The sequence below is a fragment of the Fibrobacter succinogenes genome, assembly GCF_902779965.1.
Classification (GTDB): Bacteria; Fibrobacterota; Fibrobacteria; order Fibrobacterales; family Fibrobacteraceae; genus Fibrobacter; species Fibrobacter succinogenes_F.
Genome location: NZ_CACZDK010000023.1, coordinates 46904 through 64247 on the forward strand (window position 1 = coordinate 46904; position 17344 = coordinate 64247).

Consider the following 17344-nt stretch of genomic DNA (forward strand, 5'->3'; position numbering starts at 1 on the left):
GTTACTGGATTCTTCGAAATCAAAGATTTCTCAGAATGACGTGCAAGGGAATCAAGCGAGAAGCCACTTGTGGATTCTCATTTGATTTCCGCAGCAGTCAAGCCTCAAAGAGGAATGACGAATAAAAAACGCCTCGGCAAAGCCAAAGCGTTCTTGAAATAATGGAGATTCCGGCTCAGAGGCCGGAATGACAAAAAGGCTCAGAGCGAAGCGACCTCAAAGGGGCTTGCCCCGAGCTCACACCTAACAACCTTAGGTCGTATATTCTGCGTTGATCTTCACGTAGCCATAGCTCAAGTCGCAAGTGTATGCGCTTGCAGAAGCCTGGCCGATATTCAACACGAGCGTTACTTTGTATTCACGCTGACGGACCACGGCATGCAGTGCAGCCGTCTGCTTTTCATCCAGCTGTACCGGACGGCCACCTTCAAGAACTTTGACTTCACCGAAGTAGAGGTCCGTGTGTTCGGCAACCATGTTGCAGCCGCTAGAACCAGCGCTGCTGAGGATTCGGCCCCAGTTCGGATCTTCACCGAACATAGCGCACTTGGCGAGGTTAGACGTACCGATGAAGCGGGCCATGCGGAGAGCTTCTTCGTGGCTTTCAGCCTTTTCAATGCGGAGTTCGATAAGCTTTGTTGCACCTTCACCATCGCGCACGATATCCTTGGCGAGGCTCTGCATCACGAGCGTCAAAGCAGCGCGGAATTCGCCCTGTTCGCTGAGGGAGAGGTCCTCGTACTTGATGCCGCTCATGCCGTTAGCAAGCATGATGCAAGTGTCGTTCGTGCTGGTGTCGCCATCGACCGTAATAGCGTTGAAGGAGTCTGCAATGTTGGCGCGGAATTCAGCAAAGAAGTCAATCGGCAAAGCAAGGTCAGTTGTGATGAAGGCAAGCATCGTTGCCATGTTCGGGTGGATCATGCCAGAACCCTTGCAAGCACCACCGATCGTCACCACACCCTTTTCAGTCTTGATTTCCACAGCGTGGCTCTTGAGAGCAAGGTCCGTTGTGAGGATTGCTTTTCCAAATTCTTCGGAAGCATCCGCATGGAGCTTTTCCACAAGCTTCGGGATACCAGCTTCAATCTTGTCCATCGGCATGAGGTGACCAATAACACCCGTGCTGCAAACAAGCACGCTCTTCGGCGTGAGCTTGAGAGCTTCTTCGGTAAGCACAGCCATGCGTTCAGCATCGGCATAGCCCTTTTCGCCCGTGCAAGCGTTGGCGTTACCGCTGTTCACGATCACGGCCGAAGCAAAGTGGGCATGTTCGAGGGCAGCTTTGTCATAAAGGACCGGAGCGGCCTTCACCTTATTGGTGGTAAAAACGGCGAAGCAGCGGGCAGCCTTTTCGCTCTTGAGAAGAGCCATATCGGCATTGCCGCTGGCCTTGATTCCAGCGCAAATTCCAGATGCGGTAAAGCCCTTGGGGGAGCAAACGCCGCCTTTTTCCAACACAGTGTACATAGTATCTCCTAAAAAGAAGCTTTCTTTGCGATTCTGGGCTCGCAAAGCCCGTTAAAATTTTTACCTTGTAGAGCATGGAAAAGATCATGTTTACACAAGAGGCTTACGACAAGCTCGTTAAGGACCTTGAAAATTTAAAAAATGTTGAACGTCCCCGCGTACTTCAAGAATTAGTTGATGCCCGTGCACAAGGCGATTTGAGTGAAAACGCAGAATATCATGCCGCTAAGGAGCGCCTCGCCGCTATCGATAACATCGAAATGCCGAAGCTCCAGGACCAGCTCGCCCGCGCCCAGGTGATTGCTTTTGATACGAATTCCGACACTATCAAGTTCGGTGCGACCGTTACCGCCAAGAACTTGAAGACCAAGCGCGATATCGTCTATCAGCTCGTTTCCCCGGAAGAAGCCGATGCCCTCAACGGCAAAATCAGCTTCAAGAGCCCGATTGGCGCAGCACTCATGGGCAAAAAGCGCGGCGATGTCGTTGAAGTTGTGACCCCGAAGGGCAAGAACCAGTTCGAAATCATCGATTTCAAGTAACCCATGTTCGTAACGCTCATCGGCAAAGACCAGTTCAGCAAGGACAAGCGAATCGAAAAGTTCCTGTCCGAAACTCTTGGCGACCGGATTTCTGATCCGATGGCCAAGCAGGTGCTATACGCCACAGACACAAACATCGCCTCCATCTCCGATGTCATCATCGAAGCATGCGATTCCGTGTCGATGTTCTCGCCAGAACAAGTCATCGTCGTACGCAAAGCCGAAGCCATGAAAACCGACGATTGCAAGGCAATCGCCAAATGGATTCCTCATGCAGCAAGCGGCAAAGTGCTCTTTGACTTCGAAACGCTCCTCGCCAGTAGCGAACTCTACAAGGCGCTATCGAAAGTCTGCAAAGTCGAAAAGTACGACGTGCCGAAGCAATACGAAATGGCCGACTGGATTTCTGCCGTTGTCCCGACGCATTTTAACAAGGCGATTGAGCCTGCTGCATCGCAGTACCTCGCCGAAGCGCTCGGCAACGACACCAAGCTCGTGTGCGAAGAAGTCGATAAGATTCTCCTTTACGCACCGGACTGTAAAAAAATCACCCTCGACCTCGTGAAAACGATGGTCGTCTCCCAGCGCGACATCCCTACCTACGAAATCGAAGGGTTCTTCGGGATGCAAGACGCGAAAGCCTACGTCCAGAAGCTCAACGAACTTTTGAACAGCGGCGTGGATGCCATTCGCATTTCCAACACGCTCTACAGCTACGCGCTCTCGCTCTTGAACTATGCATCGCTTACAGCCAAGGGCGTTTCTCCCGAAGAGGCTGCCAAGAAAATCGGCAAGAACTACTACATGTTCGTCAAGAAAGGTCAAGCTGCCGAGTGCTGCCGTCGTTGGCGCAAGCCGCTCCTGATCCGCGTACTCCGCCGCCTCGCCGACCTCAATTACGAAATGAAAAGCGGCAAGTGCCCCACCCGCATGAGCCAAGAACTCGCACTCGCCGCGCTTGTGGTGCGATAGCCAAGCATTTTTTCAGATTTACATCACTGGATACTTCACGGTTTTTCGCCGTTCAGTGCAACACCTTGATTTTAAATGACAAAACCCCGAGTTCACCTCGGGGCTTTTCTTGTTAAAAGAAGTGCCCGACCAAGTCGGGCATAACAAGTACGCCTCAAGAGGCATACCGATCCTAATTACTGATTCCAGCTATCGTCGTGAGATTCTTCAGGAAGCGGAGCTTCCGGAGTTTCACCTGTTGCAACCGGAGCTTCTTCAGCCTGTTCGACCGGCTTGAGTTCCGGAGCAGCTACGCTAGAAGTCGTTTCGGACTTTTCAGAAATTTCAACATTGCCAATGTAATTGCGAATGATTCTCGGAGTCACAAAGATGACGAGATCCTTCTTCGTGATGGCCTTGCGGCTATACTTGAAGAGGTTTCCGAGAAGCGGAATGTCCTTGAGGAACGGGATGCCGCTTTCGCTTTCCGTATTTTCGTTACGGGTAAGGCCACCGATTACGACCGTTTCACCATCAGCCACAACCACCTTGGTCTTTGCTTCCTGGGTCGAAATCACGACTTCGCCCTTTTCGTCATAGCCATAGGAGTTGTTTTCCGGATGGAGGTCGAGCAAGATGCGGTTGTCGCCAGAAACGTGCGGCGTCACCGTGAGCTTGATACCCGTTTCCACCATCTTGGTCGAAGATTCGCCGTTATCGTCAATCACGCGGATAGAAACCTTGTCACCCATGAACACCTGAGCTTCGGTGTTATCGAGCGTAGAAACCTGCGGGCTGGCGAGCACTTCCGTAGAAGCATCACCCATCAAGTTCGAAATTGCAATTTGGAGATTGTTATCCAAGAGGCTTGCCGTAATAGCGGTACTGGCGTTACCCACAGCCGGAGAAGTTCCCTTTCCGTTCGGGAAAGACTGAATGGCACCGCTGATTCGGCTAGATCCAGCCGTTGCGCCACCAGAAGCCACTGCCGTACCCGGCGTAAGTGCAGCAGAACCCATCGTAGCAGTCCAGTCCACACCGAGTTCGCGAGCAAGTTCGCTGTTCACGACCACGAGCTTTGCGGTAATCATGATCTGGAGCGTTTCGACGTCAAGTTCGGTCAAAGCGTTGCCCATCTGCTCGATTTTGCTTTCCGTATCGTAAACGATGATGGAGTTCGTGCGTTCCACGACAGAAATCTTGCCGCGGTTGGACTTCATGTTTTCAAGCACCTTGACAAGTTCATCAGCCTTGGCGTGATGCACCTGGAAGTTCTTACGAACGAGCGGAGCAGTCATTTCGGCCTGATTTTCTTCGTCAGCAAGCTTTTTCTGCTTAGCCTGGTAGGTACTCTGGCGCTGGATTGAAATGTACTTGTCCTGAATAACCCACGTGAGGTCATTCATGTTACAAATAATGTCCAAGGTTTCTTGCCATGTTTTCTTGGTCACGCGCAAGCTGATTTTACCTTTGACATCGGGGGCTATCAAAATGTCCACGCCAGCAATCACCGACACAGAGCGGAAAATAGCTTCGTAGTCCATGTTGACGAAGTTGAAGTCATATAATTTCTTATTCGGAGCAACCGAGCCCTCAGCGGGAGCCGCCCAAGCGGTAGCAAAACTTGCCACCATGATAAGAATCGTCAGAATTTTAGTCAGCTTTTTCACTTTTGACCCCCAAATTTATCGGGAAGACCCATAGAGTAGCGACGGCTCACCCCGAATTCCTGAATCAAGAAGAGCACATCAGTTTGTGTAATTTTAAGAACCTTTCCGTTCATGATCTTATCGCCTTCCTTAAGCGTATAAGACACACCCGGATTCTTGGTTTCGACGAGAATAGCCACCGGCTCCTCGGCTTCCCAAATAATACCCACCAATTCAACCTGGTCGATATTGATACCTTCTTCAACCAAGCCCTTGATTTCAACAAACGGATCACGACGACCGAAGGAACTGTAAGTCACACGATCTTCGTAAAGAACATCAAGAGCACTTCCAACAGGTTTCATCCCCTGCGTAAGCGTTTCACCGCGTTCCTGGTCCACCTTTTTGAGGCGTTCCATCTGCACGGCAGAAAGCTCATCTGTAAAGCTTACGGCACGACGGTTCACATAACCAATCCTGTTGCCAATTTGCACCTTGCGATAGAGACCTGTCAAATCCATATTCACGAGGCGGTCACCAAAGACAACACGCTGCATGACTTGAGACTTTTCGCTCGGAGCTGCAAAGAATTCCGTTTCGTCAGCAACGACAATCAATTCGCGCAATACCGGGCGCAAATGGAATGTCTGGGTGCTAGCCACAACCTTCTTGCTATCCTTTTCGTAAGACTTCACAAATTCCGAGAATTCCGGAACAGCATCCGGAGACTTCATCCAGTCACGAACATAGATACCGTTCGGACGAGCGCTCCAGAACACAAAGCCATCGCGACGGACCGCATTTTCAGCAGTCTGCAAAATCAAGGCGCCTTCCTGCACCAAAATAGCGGGCTTTGCCCCAGCCGAAAGCTGGATGTTGAGACCATCCATATCCCAGTAAACAGACTTGACGAGAGATCCTGCACCAACCTTGAACACAGGAGAACGTTCCGGTCCTTTAATAGCAACTTTTATAATAAAGGTGCTATTCGGCATAGAAATCTTATCGATGCTCAACCTAGTATTAGCAACCAAGCGGAACTGTTCCATGCCAGAACCGATAATCACCGTCATTTCCTTAAGACCTTCGAGCAGGGCAGAAACTCCAGTCGGAGCCGCGGCCTGGGCGATATTGTCGCGAGTAGCCTTTTCAGCGGCTTTGCGTTCGAGCAGGGCTTGCTTTTCGGCAGCCTTGCGTTCAGCAGCCAAGCGCTTTTCTTCTTCGCGAGCAGCCTTACGGTCAAGAGCGGCTTGCTTTTCAGCGGCCTTGCGATCTAGAAGAGCCTGTTTTTCGGCGGCCTTGCGTTCGGCAGCCATGCGCTTTTCCTCGTCACGAGCGGCCTTTTCTGCAGCTTTCTTGTTGTTTGCATAAAGCTTCGAAAGCGTCCAGGACTTGCCTTCCTTTGATGCAAACTTCAATAAGAAGCTCGACTTGTCCAAGCCAATCGCATTCTTGTCCGTATTGACGGATGCCCCCACCGGCATACGAATCATCAAGAAATTCATACCACGATAGGGTTCCTTAGTAACACTCATGGCACGAATAAACGGTGACGAAACGTCAATGTTGTAGCTACCCACACCAAGGGCAAAATCCGTTTCGGAAAAACCGACCGTCAACATTTTCGAAGCGTTTTCATACTTCTGGAAGAATGTCGGCAAATTCTTGTCAGAGGCAAACTGGAATTCCAGCTGACAAGTCTTCGCGCAATTAAAGCGGACATCCTTAATAAGCGCAGCCTGCAGAGCTACGGCACTCGATAATAGCATAAGAAGGAACTTGCATTTCATTATTTGCCAACCTTCTTGGATGTATAAGTGGTCAAGTTGAAGTTCACCGACATGGTAATCGGAGTCCAACCGTGAGATTCAGCCTTCTGCACTTCGGCAGCAATGCCAGAGTAGCGGGAAAGCTTCAAGTTCGAAATTGCAGTCGGATAGTTGAAGTTTGCAATTTCAGCAAACAAATATCCGAGCATGTGGTAACCGGAATTGACCGCAATGGAATAGCGGTTTTCAACATAGTGTTCTCTTTCAGAACGACCTTCCGGATTAAACTTCTGGATCTGCACACCAGAGCTACGCAACACAGAATAAAGGTCCTGCAAACGCAGCGGAACTTTTTCTTCTTCTGGGAACATTTCCTTCAATTTCTGGAAATCCTTTTCGGCCTGAGCCAATTGCATTTCGAGTTCAGCCACACGATGCTTTTTGGACTCAATCTTAGCAAGTTCGCTCTTAGCGGACTTCAACTGGCCATCAAGATTTTCATATTCAATTTGGAACGGATCCCACACATACGCATACACTGAATATCCCATAAGCAGGATGGCAACAATCATCGCAATGCAGTATACGTTCTTTTTGTCTTTAAAATCAATATTAAGGTTGCCCATATCAACCCTCCTCTCCAAGATCGCGTTTGAGTTCGACCTTGAGTGTAAAGCTGTAGGCCTCGTCGCCGTCTACCTTGGTTGTCGAGATGGAAACAAGCGAGACTTTCTCTACGCTGATCTGCTTTTCTAGCTTGACCATATATTCCGCAACTTCGGAAAAGTCAAACGTCGTGCCCCTCATTTCGAGGTTAAATTCGCCCACCTGCGACAAGCTCAAAAGCCACATGTTCGGGGGCAACACAGAAGAAATGTTCTCGAACAGCACTACCCAGCGTTTTTTGCTGATCTGGATAGACTTGAGCGCATTGATCTTTGTATTGATAATGGACTGGTGCTTTTCGAGTTCGCTAATCTTCTTGAGCAACGGGCGTTCACGTTCAACCGAGGCTCGCACGGACTGGAGTTCAGATTCAGTACTTGCAATTTCCTGCAATGTGTAAGCATAAACGAACACAGATGCAAAAATAGCAAGAATAAAAAAGATTGTAGGCCACACGATACGACGGTCGGTAAGCCACGTCAAGTCCTTTTGCTTTTTGCGATTGTCGCCCGGCAAAAGGTTGATCGTAATTGCAAGAGCCTTATTGGCACTTTTAATTTTTTTCTTAGCCATTAGAACTTCCTCATTGCAAGTCCCAAAGCCGGGGCGTAAATGTTAGACAAGGCAACCGACATACCTTCCTTATCGACCACGCTAGAATCACATTCTACAGAACGGAAGGGGTTAACGGTTCCCGTTTCGATTCCGGTCTTTTCGGCAATGTATTCCAAGAGACCCGGAACAGTAGCACCGCCGCCGCCAATCAAGATTCTTTCGAGCGGGCGAGAATCTTCGGCAGAAGAATGGTAACGGATACCAAATGTAATTTGCGACATCAATTCGTCAAATGCAACATTCATTGCATCTTCTAGAACAGAGATTGCTACGTTATCAACAACCTTCAAGTCATTTTTCTCGAAAATTTCATGGCATTTCTCGGCAGAAATGTCAAGGTTCGAAGATAGTTTGTTGACAATAACATTCAACGCACCACCATTCATGGATCGAACAGAATGGAAAGTACCGTCTTGGATAAAGCCCACACTCATCTTGTTATCGCCGATATTGAAGATAGCCGTCGTCTTCTTGCGGTCTTCTTCAGAAGCGGTCATAACAAATGAATTCATCAAGCCAAAAATATCGACATCCAAGGCCGAAAGTTTAACGCCCTTGCGTGTAAAGAATTGAACCCAAGAATCAAGCATGGCGCTCTTTGCAGCAACCACGTTCACCTTGACTTCTTCCCCTTCACGAGAAACAACTTCGTAGTCCAGAACGTTGTCCTGGTCGTCGAAAGGCGGACGGGACTGCGCAGTCTGGACGATAACAGCGTCTTCGTTACTGTTTTTCGGAACCTTGATCGAGAGGCGGTCCACAAGCACGCCACCTTCACCGGCACCGCAGTTCACCGAAGCCACAACATCCACATTTTCATCAATCGAATGGCGAAGCATCAACTTGGAGAACGCTTCGCCCAACTTGTCGAAGCCGTCCTTCTCTTTCTTCCCTCCGTTATCCGCCGCCAAATCGTCGGACTCACGTCTTTGAATTATACCATTGATGATGGAGCCTGCCGGAACAGGTTCCAAGTCCACTTCGCGCACGATTCTTTTACCGTTAGCATCATGGTAGACCTTAACGTACTTGATGCTGTAGTGGCCAACATCTATGCCAACAGTTTCGCGCTCTCCACGAATTCTAGCAATCAACCCTAAAGCCAAAATAAACTCCGATAGGAAACAATACTATGTAAATTTTACTTTCATAAACAGCGAATGTCAAGAGAAAAATGAACTCTAAATCATATAAATCTAAGTTAGAACGTCATTTGGAGCCTTTTTCTTCATTTTTGATTTGCGATTTACCTCAAAAATGTACTGTAAGACTCGTTCCTGAGTCCAAGCATACGATCCAGTAAACACTGCCGAAATAGAGTTATATAGTGGAAAATCGGGATTTCGGTGACCAAGATTGTTCAAAACCCTAACATCCACATTCTGTTCACCAAAAGTCGGAAGTTCAAACGTGATCGAAAACCGCTGGTCCGGCTTACAGTCCTCGGCAAGTCCGAGCAAAATACCGCCAGCCGACAAGTCATAGAGCACGCCCGAATGTTTTTCACCATTGGAGAACGTAGCCACAACCGGAAAATCGACAACTTCACGAAGCCACTTACGCAGCTGTTCCTTGTCGAGCTTGTCACTGTGGTTTAAGACCAAGATATCTGAAGAGACGGCCTGCACTGGTAGCCTGATCGAATAAACGGCGTCATTCGCGCGAGTCCAGCGGATAAGGACATGCGTTCCCAACAGCGATTTTGCAAGCCCTGGATTGCAGTCCATCTTTATACTCCAAATTTTTTCCGAACGAGCATAAATTTTTGCGCGTTTAAAGACCTGCCCGCCTTCGACTTCCAAATCCACACGATCGTCCACATTGAACTGCCTTGTCGAGCAAACCATCGTCAGTGGATTGGAACCCGTAAAATCCATTTTGCGCCTTAATCCTGCAATCGCATCAAGCGTTTCATCGCGGACAGAGAACACATTACGGATGCGGTAAAACTCCGAGACCGCGGCTTCAAAAAGTCCAGAAGAATTCAGCACGGCGTCCTTGTTCTCGAACTTGGACGAACGCACCAGCTTTTCCAAAGTACGCACTTCTTTGGGCGTAAACTGGAACGCCTTGATCTTCTCGTCGAACGAATCTGTACCAAACATCACTTCATTTTCGCGACGATTGTACATGAGCTGAATTTCAATCAGCACAAGCGCTACAAACGGAAGAACCGGAAGTATATAGAATTGGAAAATTTTCCAAACTTCATGAAGAACGCTACCCATCGATCCTCACTTATTACAATTCCGTCCAGACACCATTGATGAAGGTGGCGAGTATGGACGACGGGAGTTCCTTGCCCACAAGCGGAGAATTGCAAACGTGACCGGCAAAATCACTTTCGACGACCATGTGCGGTCTATCCGGCGCAAACACGACAACGTTGTTTGCAGCAGGTTCAGAACAGGCCAAACGAGCTGGTGCAGTCGAAAGAAGTTCGATAGCGCGAGCCTCGCCCACCTTAGCCACAAGTTTATTCCAAATTGCAGGGAGTGCAACTTCCAAGGAAAGAGCGCCCGGCACAGAATCTTCGAAGTTCACGACGGTATCTTGACGGAGCACCGGCGTATGGTTCATGCTAATGGCATTAACGGTTCCATCAACAACGCCCTGCCACAAAGCATCGCGGTCAGCAGCCGAACGGATCGGCGGCAAGATGTGGTAAGCAGAATCCAGCGTTTCAAGGCAAGAATCATCCAACAGCAAGTGGTAAAGCCCAACGTCGCATGTAACATCAATGCCGTTCTTGCGGGCATTGCGAACAAGTTCCAATGTTTCGCCGCAGGTCACTTGTTTGAAGTGTACCGGCACCTGCAAGAATCGCGCAGCCTCAAGCACCGTGTATGCAGCAATCGTTTCTGCAATACGAGGAATGCCCTTCATGCCAAGCATGTCGGAATAAGCGCCTTCGTGAACACAACCGCTGTGGCGGAGCGTCTTGTCCATCGGCTGGAAGAAAAAACGCTTGCCCGTCATCTTGCCGTATTCCATCGCCAAGCGGAGGAACCTTGAATGCGGAATCACGCCATTGCCATCGCCAAAACCAGCGACACCAGCTTCGGCAAGTTCAACCATTTCAGCCAAACTATCTGTACCAAAGCCCTTGCTATAAGCACCAAGGAACTTTATATCGAAAGCGCTTTCGCCGCGTTCTTCGGACTTGAAGCGGTTTACCATGGCAGTAAACTTGTCTGCATCGTCAATCGGGTTTGCGGCACTTTCATAAAGGCCACCGTAAAAACCGCCCTTGCGCATTGCATCAAAGCCATCGACAAACGTATAAACGTCATCGCGAAGCGGTTCCATAAAATCAAGGCCAAGCCCAAAGAGGGCAGGCATTACAAGAGCGCCGTTACAGTCAAATTCACTCGTTTCGGCATTTTCGCAAACATTCAGGCGAACTTCGTTCTGAAGTTCAAAAGACTTGCCATTCCAGAACTTTGCATTTTTCAGAACGACATTCACAAGACGACCCTTACAAGGTTTACGCATTTTCATTGTTGCGACCTCCAGCCAAAAGGAAGAGAACGGCCATACGGACGGCGACACCGTTGGTCACCTGATCAAGAATTACAGAATGTTCGCCATCGGCGATATCGGAATCGAGTTCCACGCCGCGGTTGATTGGACCCGGATGCATGATGATGACCTTGTCCTTAGCGCATTCGAGGAGTTCTTCCGTGATGCCGAACGTGTTACGATATTCGCGCATGCTGGGGAGAAGGGCATCGTCCATGCGTTCTTTCTGCAAACGGAGAGCGATGATGGCATCGGCGTTAGCGACAGCCTTCTTCACATCCGGTTCCCACGTCACATGATTCATGAGGTCCGTATTGCGCGGAACAAGCGTCGAAGGTCCGCAGAGCGTCACATGAGCGCCCATCGTGGACATGCCCCAGAGGTTACTGCGGGCCACGCGGCTATGGCGGATATCGCCAATGATTGTCACGTTCTTGCCTTCGAGCGTCCCAAGCTTTTCTTCAATCGTCAGCATGTCGAGAAGAGCCTGCGTCGGGTGTTCGTGCGCACCGTCGCCAGCGTTCACAATAATCGCGTTGCTATTGTCTGCAAGGAACTTCGGCACGCCCGTTCCCTTGTGGCGCACAACGACAATGTCAATCTTCATCGCTTCGATATTGCGGAGCGTATCCACAAGCGTTTCGCCCTTCTTGACACTGGAGTTGGAGCTTGCGAAGTTCACCGTATCGGCAGAAAGGCGCTTTTCGGCAAGTTCAAAGCTAGTGCGCGTGCGGGTACTGTTCTCGAAGAACAAGTTCACGACCGTCATGCCCCGGAGGCTCGGAACTTTCTTGACCGGGCGTTCGAGAATTTCGCGGAACTGTTTCGCATGGTCCAGAATCAATCGGATATCATGCTTGGACACTCCACGGAGTCCAAACAGGTGTTTAATTTCCAAAGCGCTCACGCTATGCCTCCACTTCTACGAGATAAACGGAATTTTCTTTGTCAATCGGGTCGATTGCCACGCGGACTTCCTGATTCTTTGCAGTTTCGACCGTAAGGCCTACGCAATCAGGCGCAATCGGGAGTTCGCGATGTCCACGGTCCACCAGCACGCAAAGGCGGATAGCTGCCGGACGGCCAAGGTCCAAAATCGAACGCATGGCGGCAAGAGCCGAGCGCCCCGTGTAAAGCACGTCATCCACAAGAATGACCGTCTTGTTTTCGACCGAGGCGGGCATTTCGGTAAAGCGCATTTCGGTCGCCACTTTTTGGCGGTAGTGGAAGTCGTCACGATAATACGTGGCATCGAGGCTGCCCATTTCGATGGGCTTTCCAAACTTTTGGGAGAGGCGTTCCGTTAGCTTTTTTGCCAGCGGAATACCGCGACTAGCCATGCCGAGGACAATCATGTTATCGGCAGACGGATGCATTTTCGCTATTTTTGCAGCCATTTCGTCGAGCGCAAATTCCATCGTCTGCGCCGAAAGAAGCTCGCTTACTTTTTTGCAATTATCATTCATATTAATAGTAGGAAGTAGACAGTAGGAAGTAGTCAGTTGTTAATGGTTAATAAAGACAGTAGTAAGTAGTCAGTGATTAGGTTTCAGTTCGTAGAATATAGAGCCTAGAACTTAAATGAGTCATCCTCGACCTTAAGGGAGGGGATCCATACTGTTCTAGAAGGACTACATTCATTTTCATTCCTCAGTCATAACATAAGTATCAGATGACAATGAGAATGTAGTTTTTTTAGGGGCTATTTGATGCAACAAGTTGTAAAACACCCGCTATATTTGTATATATAGGCAAAACATTGCGTTACGTAGAGAAGCCGCAAAAATATTTTTGCCCGTAGCTCAAAGCGTAGCGACCTCACAGGGGCAAAGCCCCGACATTAAACCTTTCAAGGAGTCCAAATGGCATTTAATCAGTTAGACAAACCGCAGGCAGGCGAAACTATCGCCATCATGAAGACCAATCTCGGCACGATGAAGCTTCGTCTTTTCGAAGAAATCGTCGGCGAATGCGCAACGAACTTCATTGAACTTGCCAAGCAGGGCAAGTACGACGGCGCTCCGTTCCACCGCATTATCAAGGACTTCATGATCCAGGGTGGCGACTTCACTCGCAAAAACGGTACCGGCGGACACGCAGCACAGGGCCCGGGTTCCACCATCGGCGACAAGTACGACAGCCGCCTCACCCACGTCCGTGGCGCACTCAGCTGGGCAAAGACAGCTATGCCGCACAGCATCGGCAGCCAGTTCTTCATCGTTCATGGCAACAACGTGCACTTCCTCGACCACGACCAATGCGGCCCGGGCCCGGCTGACGGTTACTCCGTGTTCGGCCAGCTCTACGAAGGCTTCGAAGTCCTCGATGAAATCGCCGGCGTGCAGACCGACCGCATGGACCGCCCGTATGAAGACGTGATTATCGAAAGCGTCACAATTGAAAAGGCGTAGTGAGTGGTTAGTGGTTAGTGGTTGGTGGTTAGGTTTTAAATTAAAAATGAATAATTAAGAATTAAAAAACGAATTATATTTTTAATCTTTCATTTTTAACTTTTCATTTTATAATCCTGTTTACTAGCCACTGTTTACTAACCACTTTAGAAAAAAAAATGATTTTTTTTCTAATTAGCTCTTGACACGTGCATCTATTCATTCTATATTTGTGCGCGTCCTCGGGGTTATAGCTCAGTTGGTAGAGCGCCTGCATGGCATGCAGGAGGTCAGGAGTTCGACTCTCCTTAGCTCCACTAGAAAAGACTCGCTACAAAGCGGGTCTTTTTCTTTTTCTCGCTTATAAAACCATAACCGACCATAGCAAAAGCATAGCACACCATTTGGATAAAAAATCCATCCAATAAAAAATTTTCACCGTTACTACAAAATAATATTTTTGTATTTTATTTAACATTATGGCCAGGCTCACAAAAATCACATCCGTTTTGCTTTCCACCGCAAGCGTTCTATGCTTTGCCGGTACCAATTCAAACATCGTCTGCGATGCAAAAAAAATGGACGCATTCGCTTACGAAGACTGCATCGCCGAACAAAGAGGCGCCAAGCTCGATAAGACGGACTTTTCCGAAAGGACAGCCCCTCCAGCCGAACTCATTTCAGAAAATTACGTTGAGCCACTCTCGTACGACCCGTTCCAGCGAGACGCCTATTTAACATCTTCGTTCGGTGAAAACCGTGGCACGCGCTACCACGCCGGCATCGACTACTCCACGCAAATGGAAGAAGGCTGGGCAATTTTCGCCCCCGAAAACGGATTCATCAAAGAAATCAGAGTATCGCCATTCGGTTACGGGAAAGTGATGTTCTTCGAAGGTGAAAGCGGAAAGACCTGGGTGTTCGCTCATCAAAGCAGTTTTACCCCGGATGTCGAAAACCTCGTGCGCCAAAAACAATACGCCACCAAAAGCAACGATGTTTCCATCAAGCCCAACACCAGATTCCGCAAAGGCGATACGCTTACATTTTCGGGAAGCACAGGCATCGGCAACCCGCACCTACATCTCGAAGTGCGATTGAATAAAGACGATATCACATCACCTTGTCAACTGGGAGTCAAGTGCCTCGATACGATTGCACCGCAAATTTTTGGAGTTGCCGTATGGCAAGGCAATGAACTCGCCCTCACGACTGACGAAGCCCTCCGCAGCGGCTGCGTCGAAACGCCTGTCAAGAACGAATTTAACTTGTCCATGGCTATCAAAATTGCAGACTACAGCCGCGAGCCCAAAGAAAATCCAATGGCCATCCGCAGACTGGAATTGTGGCGCTACGACGACAAGATTTATAGCAAAATCGTGGATACTCTCAGCTACAAAAAAATGCTCGACATTCGCAACGAACTCCTTTGGGCTGAAGAAGCAGATACCGCAGGCGACTGGCACTACATCGATGCAAAGCTTGGCCCTATATCCACCTACAGACTAGAAGTCGAAGACTTTAGCGGGCACGTCATCAGGCGCGAATTCAACTTCCATCAATCCTGCAAGAATAACGGCAAGTTCGTCCTTACCAAGAACCAGAACACGCCACTTTACACGTTCTTGAGCAAGAGCATGCTGGACATTTTCCGTTGTGAATCCGGATATCAATTTGCCGCATTGAACAAAGACGAACAAATTATCCATAAAGATCTTTGCAAAATTTTTGACCATAGTAAACTCCTCCCGATTGGAAAAATTGTCGAAAGATTCCCCGAAACTAGATACATTCGATACACCGCAGATGCAGCCTCGACTGGCACAGGGCATGGAGCAAACGAGCTTATCGCCGTTTATCCTTACGGGAAATACAAGACCAGCATCAACTGGTACACGAAAGTCGGCAATGCGAAAATTTCACAAAAGATTTCGGGCATTCCAGTCGTAGGTGACACATCGCAACGAGTGCTCGCCGTAACGCGCAACCAAACCGACAGCTTGGACTTTTTTGAATTCCATCCGAAGGGATTACAGTTCTACGGCAAGTGGAATGTCTGCATCGAAAACGAAAATAATCAAGCACCGCTCTACTGGCTCGGCGAAACAACCCGCAGATGGTTCTACTTCGAAAAGCAAAGTGGTTCCAAGAATCGTTGCGTTACAACAAACGAACTTAGAGATCTCGCCAACATTTCTGACGAAAACGGCATTTCAATCGGATTCCCCTATTGGGCCGAAACGCTCGTCGGTGGCACGTACCAGGCAGCGCTCAAAATTCCTCTTTATTCTAGATACGCAGGCATTCCTGACGGAAACGCAATAACCGTCAAGACCAGCAACAAGTGGATTGCAGCAGAATACGATTCCGAACCACGTGAAATCATCATTCTTGGAGAAGATCTGCCCGAAGCGGGAGCTTCCATTACAATTCAGGTTACCGACGAACAAAAACGGAAAACGACAAAAGAATTTGACATCCCTGGAATTTAATGGTTTTATTGAACGCAATTTTGTAAATTCAATACAAACTTATTTCCAAGGAGACTTCATGCATTTTCTAAAATTAAAGCCGATTGCGGTAACCATCGCAGCAATGGGATTTGTCGCCTGTGGCGACAGTACTGACGCAAAAATCGAGAGTTGCGAAGTAACATCTCAAAAACCGCTCACACTCGAAACAGTCCAGCAAGGAGTTTCGGTTAAAATCATAATCGATTTAAAAGATGGCAAATTGCTCCAAACGTTTATCGCTGGTCAAGACTTTTCTGAACAAAGTTGCAGAGAGTTTAACGAAGACGACGATTACGAAAACGTTTACTGCATGGGCAACAAGCTCGTCACCACTAGCAAACAATCCTATTCTGAAACCGATTTCAACAGGCTTGAGCAACAGTACATCAACGAGTGCAACGACGCAAATTAGCGAACACTTTATAATTTATAATTCGCTATAGTGGACTAGCTTTCGCCTGTTGTTCAGCGCCACGCGTATTGTATCGCGAACAACATCTCGCAGTCGAGGAAAATCCACCGGATGGACAGCAATACGCGGGGTGCCAAACGGAAATTTCAATATTCCCTCTGCATAAACAAAAGCCGCTTTTTCTGTGGCCTTGGGTATACCCGCAAAACTTGCTACAGGCGACGCATAACGCACACCGTCAACAGTAGTCAACGAGAAGCGATCTTCGTACAACATTTTTTCTGCACGGACTTGCCCCGGCAAGAACTTGTTGCTAAACCAAGTCGGTGGAACAAACGCAACAGGAGCTTCAGCATTTCCGTTTTCATCGGCAAAAAGTTTTTTCCACGCACCAAGAGCTGCCTGCAAAAGGCGGCTCGATTCATATTCGCAAAGCCCAGCAAATTCTGCTTCGCCCGAAGTCAGGTTCATGCCAATGAGCCCCGCATAGCTACGCCCCTGGCTGAATTCGGCTTTATGCTTAAAGCCATGCAGCGCAAGCTCAAAGCCATCGGACTTTAATTTTTGGAGAACGCTGCGAAATTCCGCGATAGCTTCGTCCGACGCATTTTCTGTATCAGGAATAACCAACACACTAAAAGGCGCCCCCACCAATTCCTTGAGTTCTTCGAGAATCGGAAGCGACGTGCGGAAATTCCACACCGAAAAATCATGAAAACAAAGGAGAAAACGCTTGCACATGAAAAAAATTATAGAAAAAAGAAGTAGACAGTAGGCGGTAGACAGTAGGCAGTAAATAGCGAAAAAAGAGCCTCAAAATTGCAAAAACACTTCCTACTTCCTAC

Annotated in this window: 16 protein-coding genes and 1 tRNA gene; 6 read left to right on the plus strand and 11 right to left on the minus strand. The window is 48.6% G+C overall.

The features are described from left to right. Positions 1–252: 252 nt before the first annotated feature. Complete coding sequence (gene argJ / locus HUF13_RS11450) at positions 253–1470, minus strand: bifunctional glutamate N-acetyltransferase/amino-acid acetyltransferase ArgJ (RefSeq protein WP_173475254.1); 1218 nt, start codon at positions 1468–1470, stop codon at positions 253–255. Between the two features lie 74 nt (positions 1471–1544). Between argJ and greA the strand changes: the two genes are divergently transcribed. Beyond that, a complete protein-coding gene (gene greA, locus HUF13_RS11455; protein WP_074208119.1) occupies positions 1545–2012 on the plus strand; it encodes a transcription elongation factor GreA in 468 nt (155 codons plus the stop codon). Between the two features lie 3 nt (positions 2013–2015). Next, positions 2016–2984, plus strand: a complete 969-nt coding sequence (gene holA, locus HUF13_RS11460; protein WP_173475255.1) for a DNA polymerase III subunit delta — start codon at positions 2016–2018, stop codon at positions 2982–2984. Between the two features lie 176 nt (positions 2985–3160). Here holA and pilQ read toward each other — a convergent pair whose 3' ends face one another. The 9 genes from pilQ to pyrR all read right to left on the minus strand — a co-directional run bounded on the left by pilQ (position 3161) and on the right by pyrR (position 12650). After that, a complete protein-coding gene (gene pilQ / locus HUF13_RS11465; protein WP_173475256.1) occupies positions 3161–4633 on the minus strand; it encodes a type IV pilus secretin PilQ in 1473 nt (490 codons plus the stop codon). Next, entirely contained in the window at positions 4630–6402 is a 1773-nt protein-coding gene (locus HUF13_RS11470; RefSeq protein WP_173475257.1) for a hypothetical protein, read from the minus strand. Before HUF13_RS11470 ends, pilQ begins: the two co-directional genes overlap by 4 nt. Beyond that, a complete protein-coding gene (locus HUF13_RS11475) occupies positions 6402–7007 on the minus strand; it encodes a type 4a pilus biogenesis protein PilO (RefSeq protein WP_173475258.1) in 606 nt (201 codons plus the stop codon). Before HUF13_RS11475 ends, HUF13_RS11470 begins: the two co-directional genes overlap by 1 nt. Before the next feature lies 1 nt (position 7008). Continuing rightward, on the minus strand, positions 7009–7620 hold the full coding sequence (locus tag HUF13_RS11480) for a PilN domain-containing protein (protein WP_173475259.1): 612 nt from the start codon (positions 7618–7620) through the stop codon (positions 7009–7011). Further along, positions 7620–8768 carry a pilus assembly protein PilM gene (pilM, locus tag HUF13_RS11485; RefSeq protein ID WP_173475260.1) on the minus strand — a complete coding sequence of 383 codons (1149 nt, stop codon included), beginning with the start codon at positions 8766–8768 and terminating at the stop codon, positions 7620–7622. Before pilM ends, HUF13_RS11480 begins: the two co-directional genes overlap by 1 nt. A gap of 90 nt (positions 8769–8858) precedes the next feature. Continuing rightward, positions 8859–9890 (minus strand): PilZ domain-containing protein, encoded by a 1032-nt coding sequence (locus HUF13_RS11490; protein WP_173475261.1) that lies wholly within the window; start codon positions 9888–9890, stop codon positions 8859–8861. A 13-nt stretch (positions 9891–9903) separates the two neighbouring features. Beyond that, complete coding sequence (locus tag HUF13_RS11495) at positions 9904–11163, minus strand: dihydroorotase (protein ID WP_173475262.1); 1260 nt, start codon at positions 11161–11163, stop codon at positions 9904–9906. Continuing rightward, positions 11150–12091, minus strand: coding sequence for an aspartate carbamoyltransferase catalytic subunit (locus HUF13_RS11500; RefSeq protein WP_012820097.1), 942 nt, complete (start codon positions 12089–12091; stop codon positions 11150–11152). The genes HUF13_RS11495 and HUF13_RS11500 overlap by 14 nt, the downstream gene beginning before the upstream one ends. 1 nt (position 12092) lies before the next feature. Next, positions 12093–12650, minus strand: coding sequence for a bifunctional pyr operon transcriptional regulator/uracil phosphoribosyltransferase PyrR (pyrR, locus tag HUF13_RS11505; RefSeq protein WP_173388950.1), 558 nt, complete (start codon positions 12648–12650; stop codon positions 12093–12095). 396 nt (positions 12651–13046) lie between these two features. Here pyrR and HUF13_RS11510 point away from each other — a divergent pair, with 396 nt between their 5' ends. The 4 genes from HUF13_RS11510 to HUF13_RS11525 all read left to right on the plus strand — a co-directional run bounded on the left by HUF13_RS11510 (position 13047) and on the right by HUF13_RS11525 (position 16499). After that, complete coding sequence (locus HUF13_RS11510) at positions 13047–13595, plus strand: peptidylprolyl isomerase (RefSeq protein WP_173475263.1); 549 nt, start codon at positions 13047–13049, stop codon at positions 13593–13595. A 223-nt stretch (positions 13596–13818) separates the two neighbouring features. After that, positions 13819–13891, plus strand: a tRNA-Ala gene (locus tag HUF13_RS11515). Positions 13892–14053: 162 nt separating this feature from the next. After that, entirely contained in the window at positions 14054–16066 is a 2013-nt protein-coding gene (locus HUF13_RS11520; protein WP_173475264.1) for a M23 family metallopeptidase, read from the plus strand. Positions 16067–16124: 58 nt separating this feature from the next. After that, a complete protein-coding gene (locus HUF13_RS11525; protein WP_173475265.1) occupies positions 16125–16499 on the plus strand; it encodes a hypothetical protein in 375 nt (124 codons plus the stop codon). A gap of 15 nt (positions 16500–16514) precedes the next feature. On the opposite strand, the gene HUF13_RS11530 is transcribed toward HUF13_RS11525, so the two are convergent. Then, positions 16515–17240 carry a polysaccharide deacetylase family protein gene (locus HUF13_RS11530; protein ID WP_173475266.1) on the minus strand — a complete coding sequence of 242 codons (726 nt, stop codon included), beginning with the start codon at positions 17238–17240 and terminating at the stop codon, positions 16515–16517. Between the last annotated feature and the right edge of the window lie 104 nt (positions 17241–17344).

Coding starts and splice junctions, on each gene's coding strand:
- argJ (WP_173475254.1), bottom strand. CDS start 1,470: ATGTACACTGTGTTGGAAAAAGGCGGCGTTTGCTCCCCCAAGGGCTTT.
- greA (WP_074208119.1), top strand. CDS start 1,545: ATGGAAAAGATCATGTTTACACAAGAGGCTTACGACAAGCTCGTTAAG.
- holA (WP_173475255.1), top strand. CDS start 2,016: ATGTTCGTAACGCTCATCGGCAAAGACCAGTTCAGCAAGGACAAGCGA.
- HUF13_RS11470 (WP_173475257.1), bottom strand. CDS start 6,402: ATGAAATGCAAGTTCCTTCTTATGCTATTATCGAGTGCCGTAGCTCTG.
- HUF13_RS11475 (WP_173475258.1), bottom strand. CDS start 7,007: ATGGGCAACCTTAATATTGATTTTAAAGACAAAAAGAACGTATACTGC.
- HUF13_RS11480 (WP_173475259.1), bottom strand. CDS start 7,620: ATGGCTAAGAAAAAAATTAAAAGTGCCAATAAGGCTCTTGCAATTACG.
- HUF13_RS11490 (WP_173475261.1), bottom strand. CDS start 9,890: ATGGGTAGCGTTCTTCATGAAGTTTGGAAAATTTTCCAATTCTATATA.
- HUF13_RS11495 (WP_173475262.1), bottom strand. CDS start 11,163: ATGAAAATGCGTAAACCTTGTAAGGGTCGTCTTGTGAATGTCGTTCTG.
- pyrR (WP_173388950.1), bottom strand. CDS start 12,650: ATGAATGATAATTGCAAAAAAGTAAGCGAGCTTCTTTCGGCGCAGACG.
- HUF13_RS11510 (WP_173475263.1), top strand. CDS start 13,047: ATGGCATTTAATCAGTTAGACAAACCGCAGGCAGGCGAAACTATCGCC.
- HUF13_RS11520 (WP_173475264.1), top strand. CDS start 14,054: ATGGCCAGGCTCACAAAAATCACATCCGTTTTGCTTTCCACCGCAAGC.
- HUF13_RS11525 (WP_173475265.1), top strand. CDS start 16,125: ATGCATTTTCTAAAATTAAAGCCGATTGCGGTAACCATCGCAGCAATG.
- HUF13_RS11530 (WP_173475266.1), bottom strand. CDS start 17,240: ATGTGCAAGCGTTTTCTCCTTTGTTTTCATGATTTTTCGGTGTGGAAT.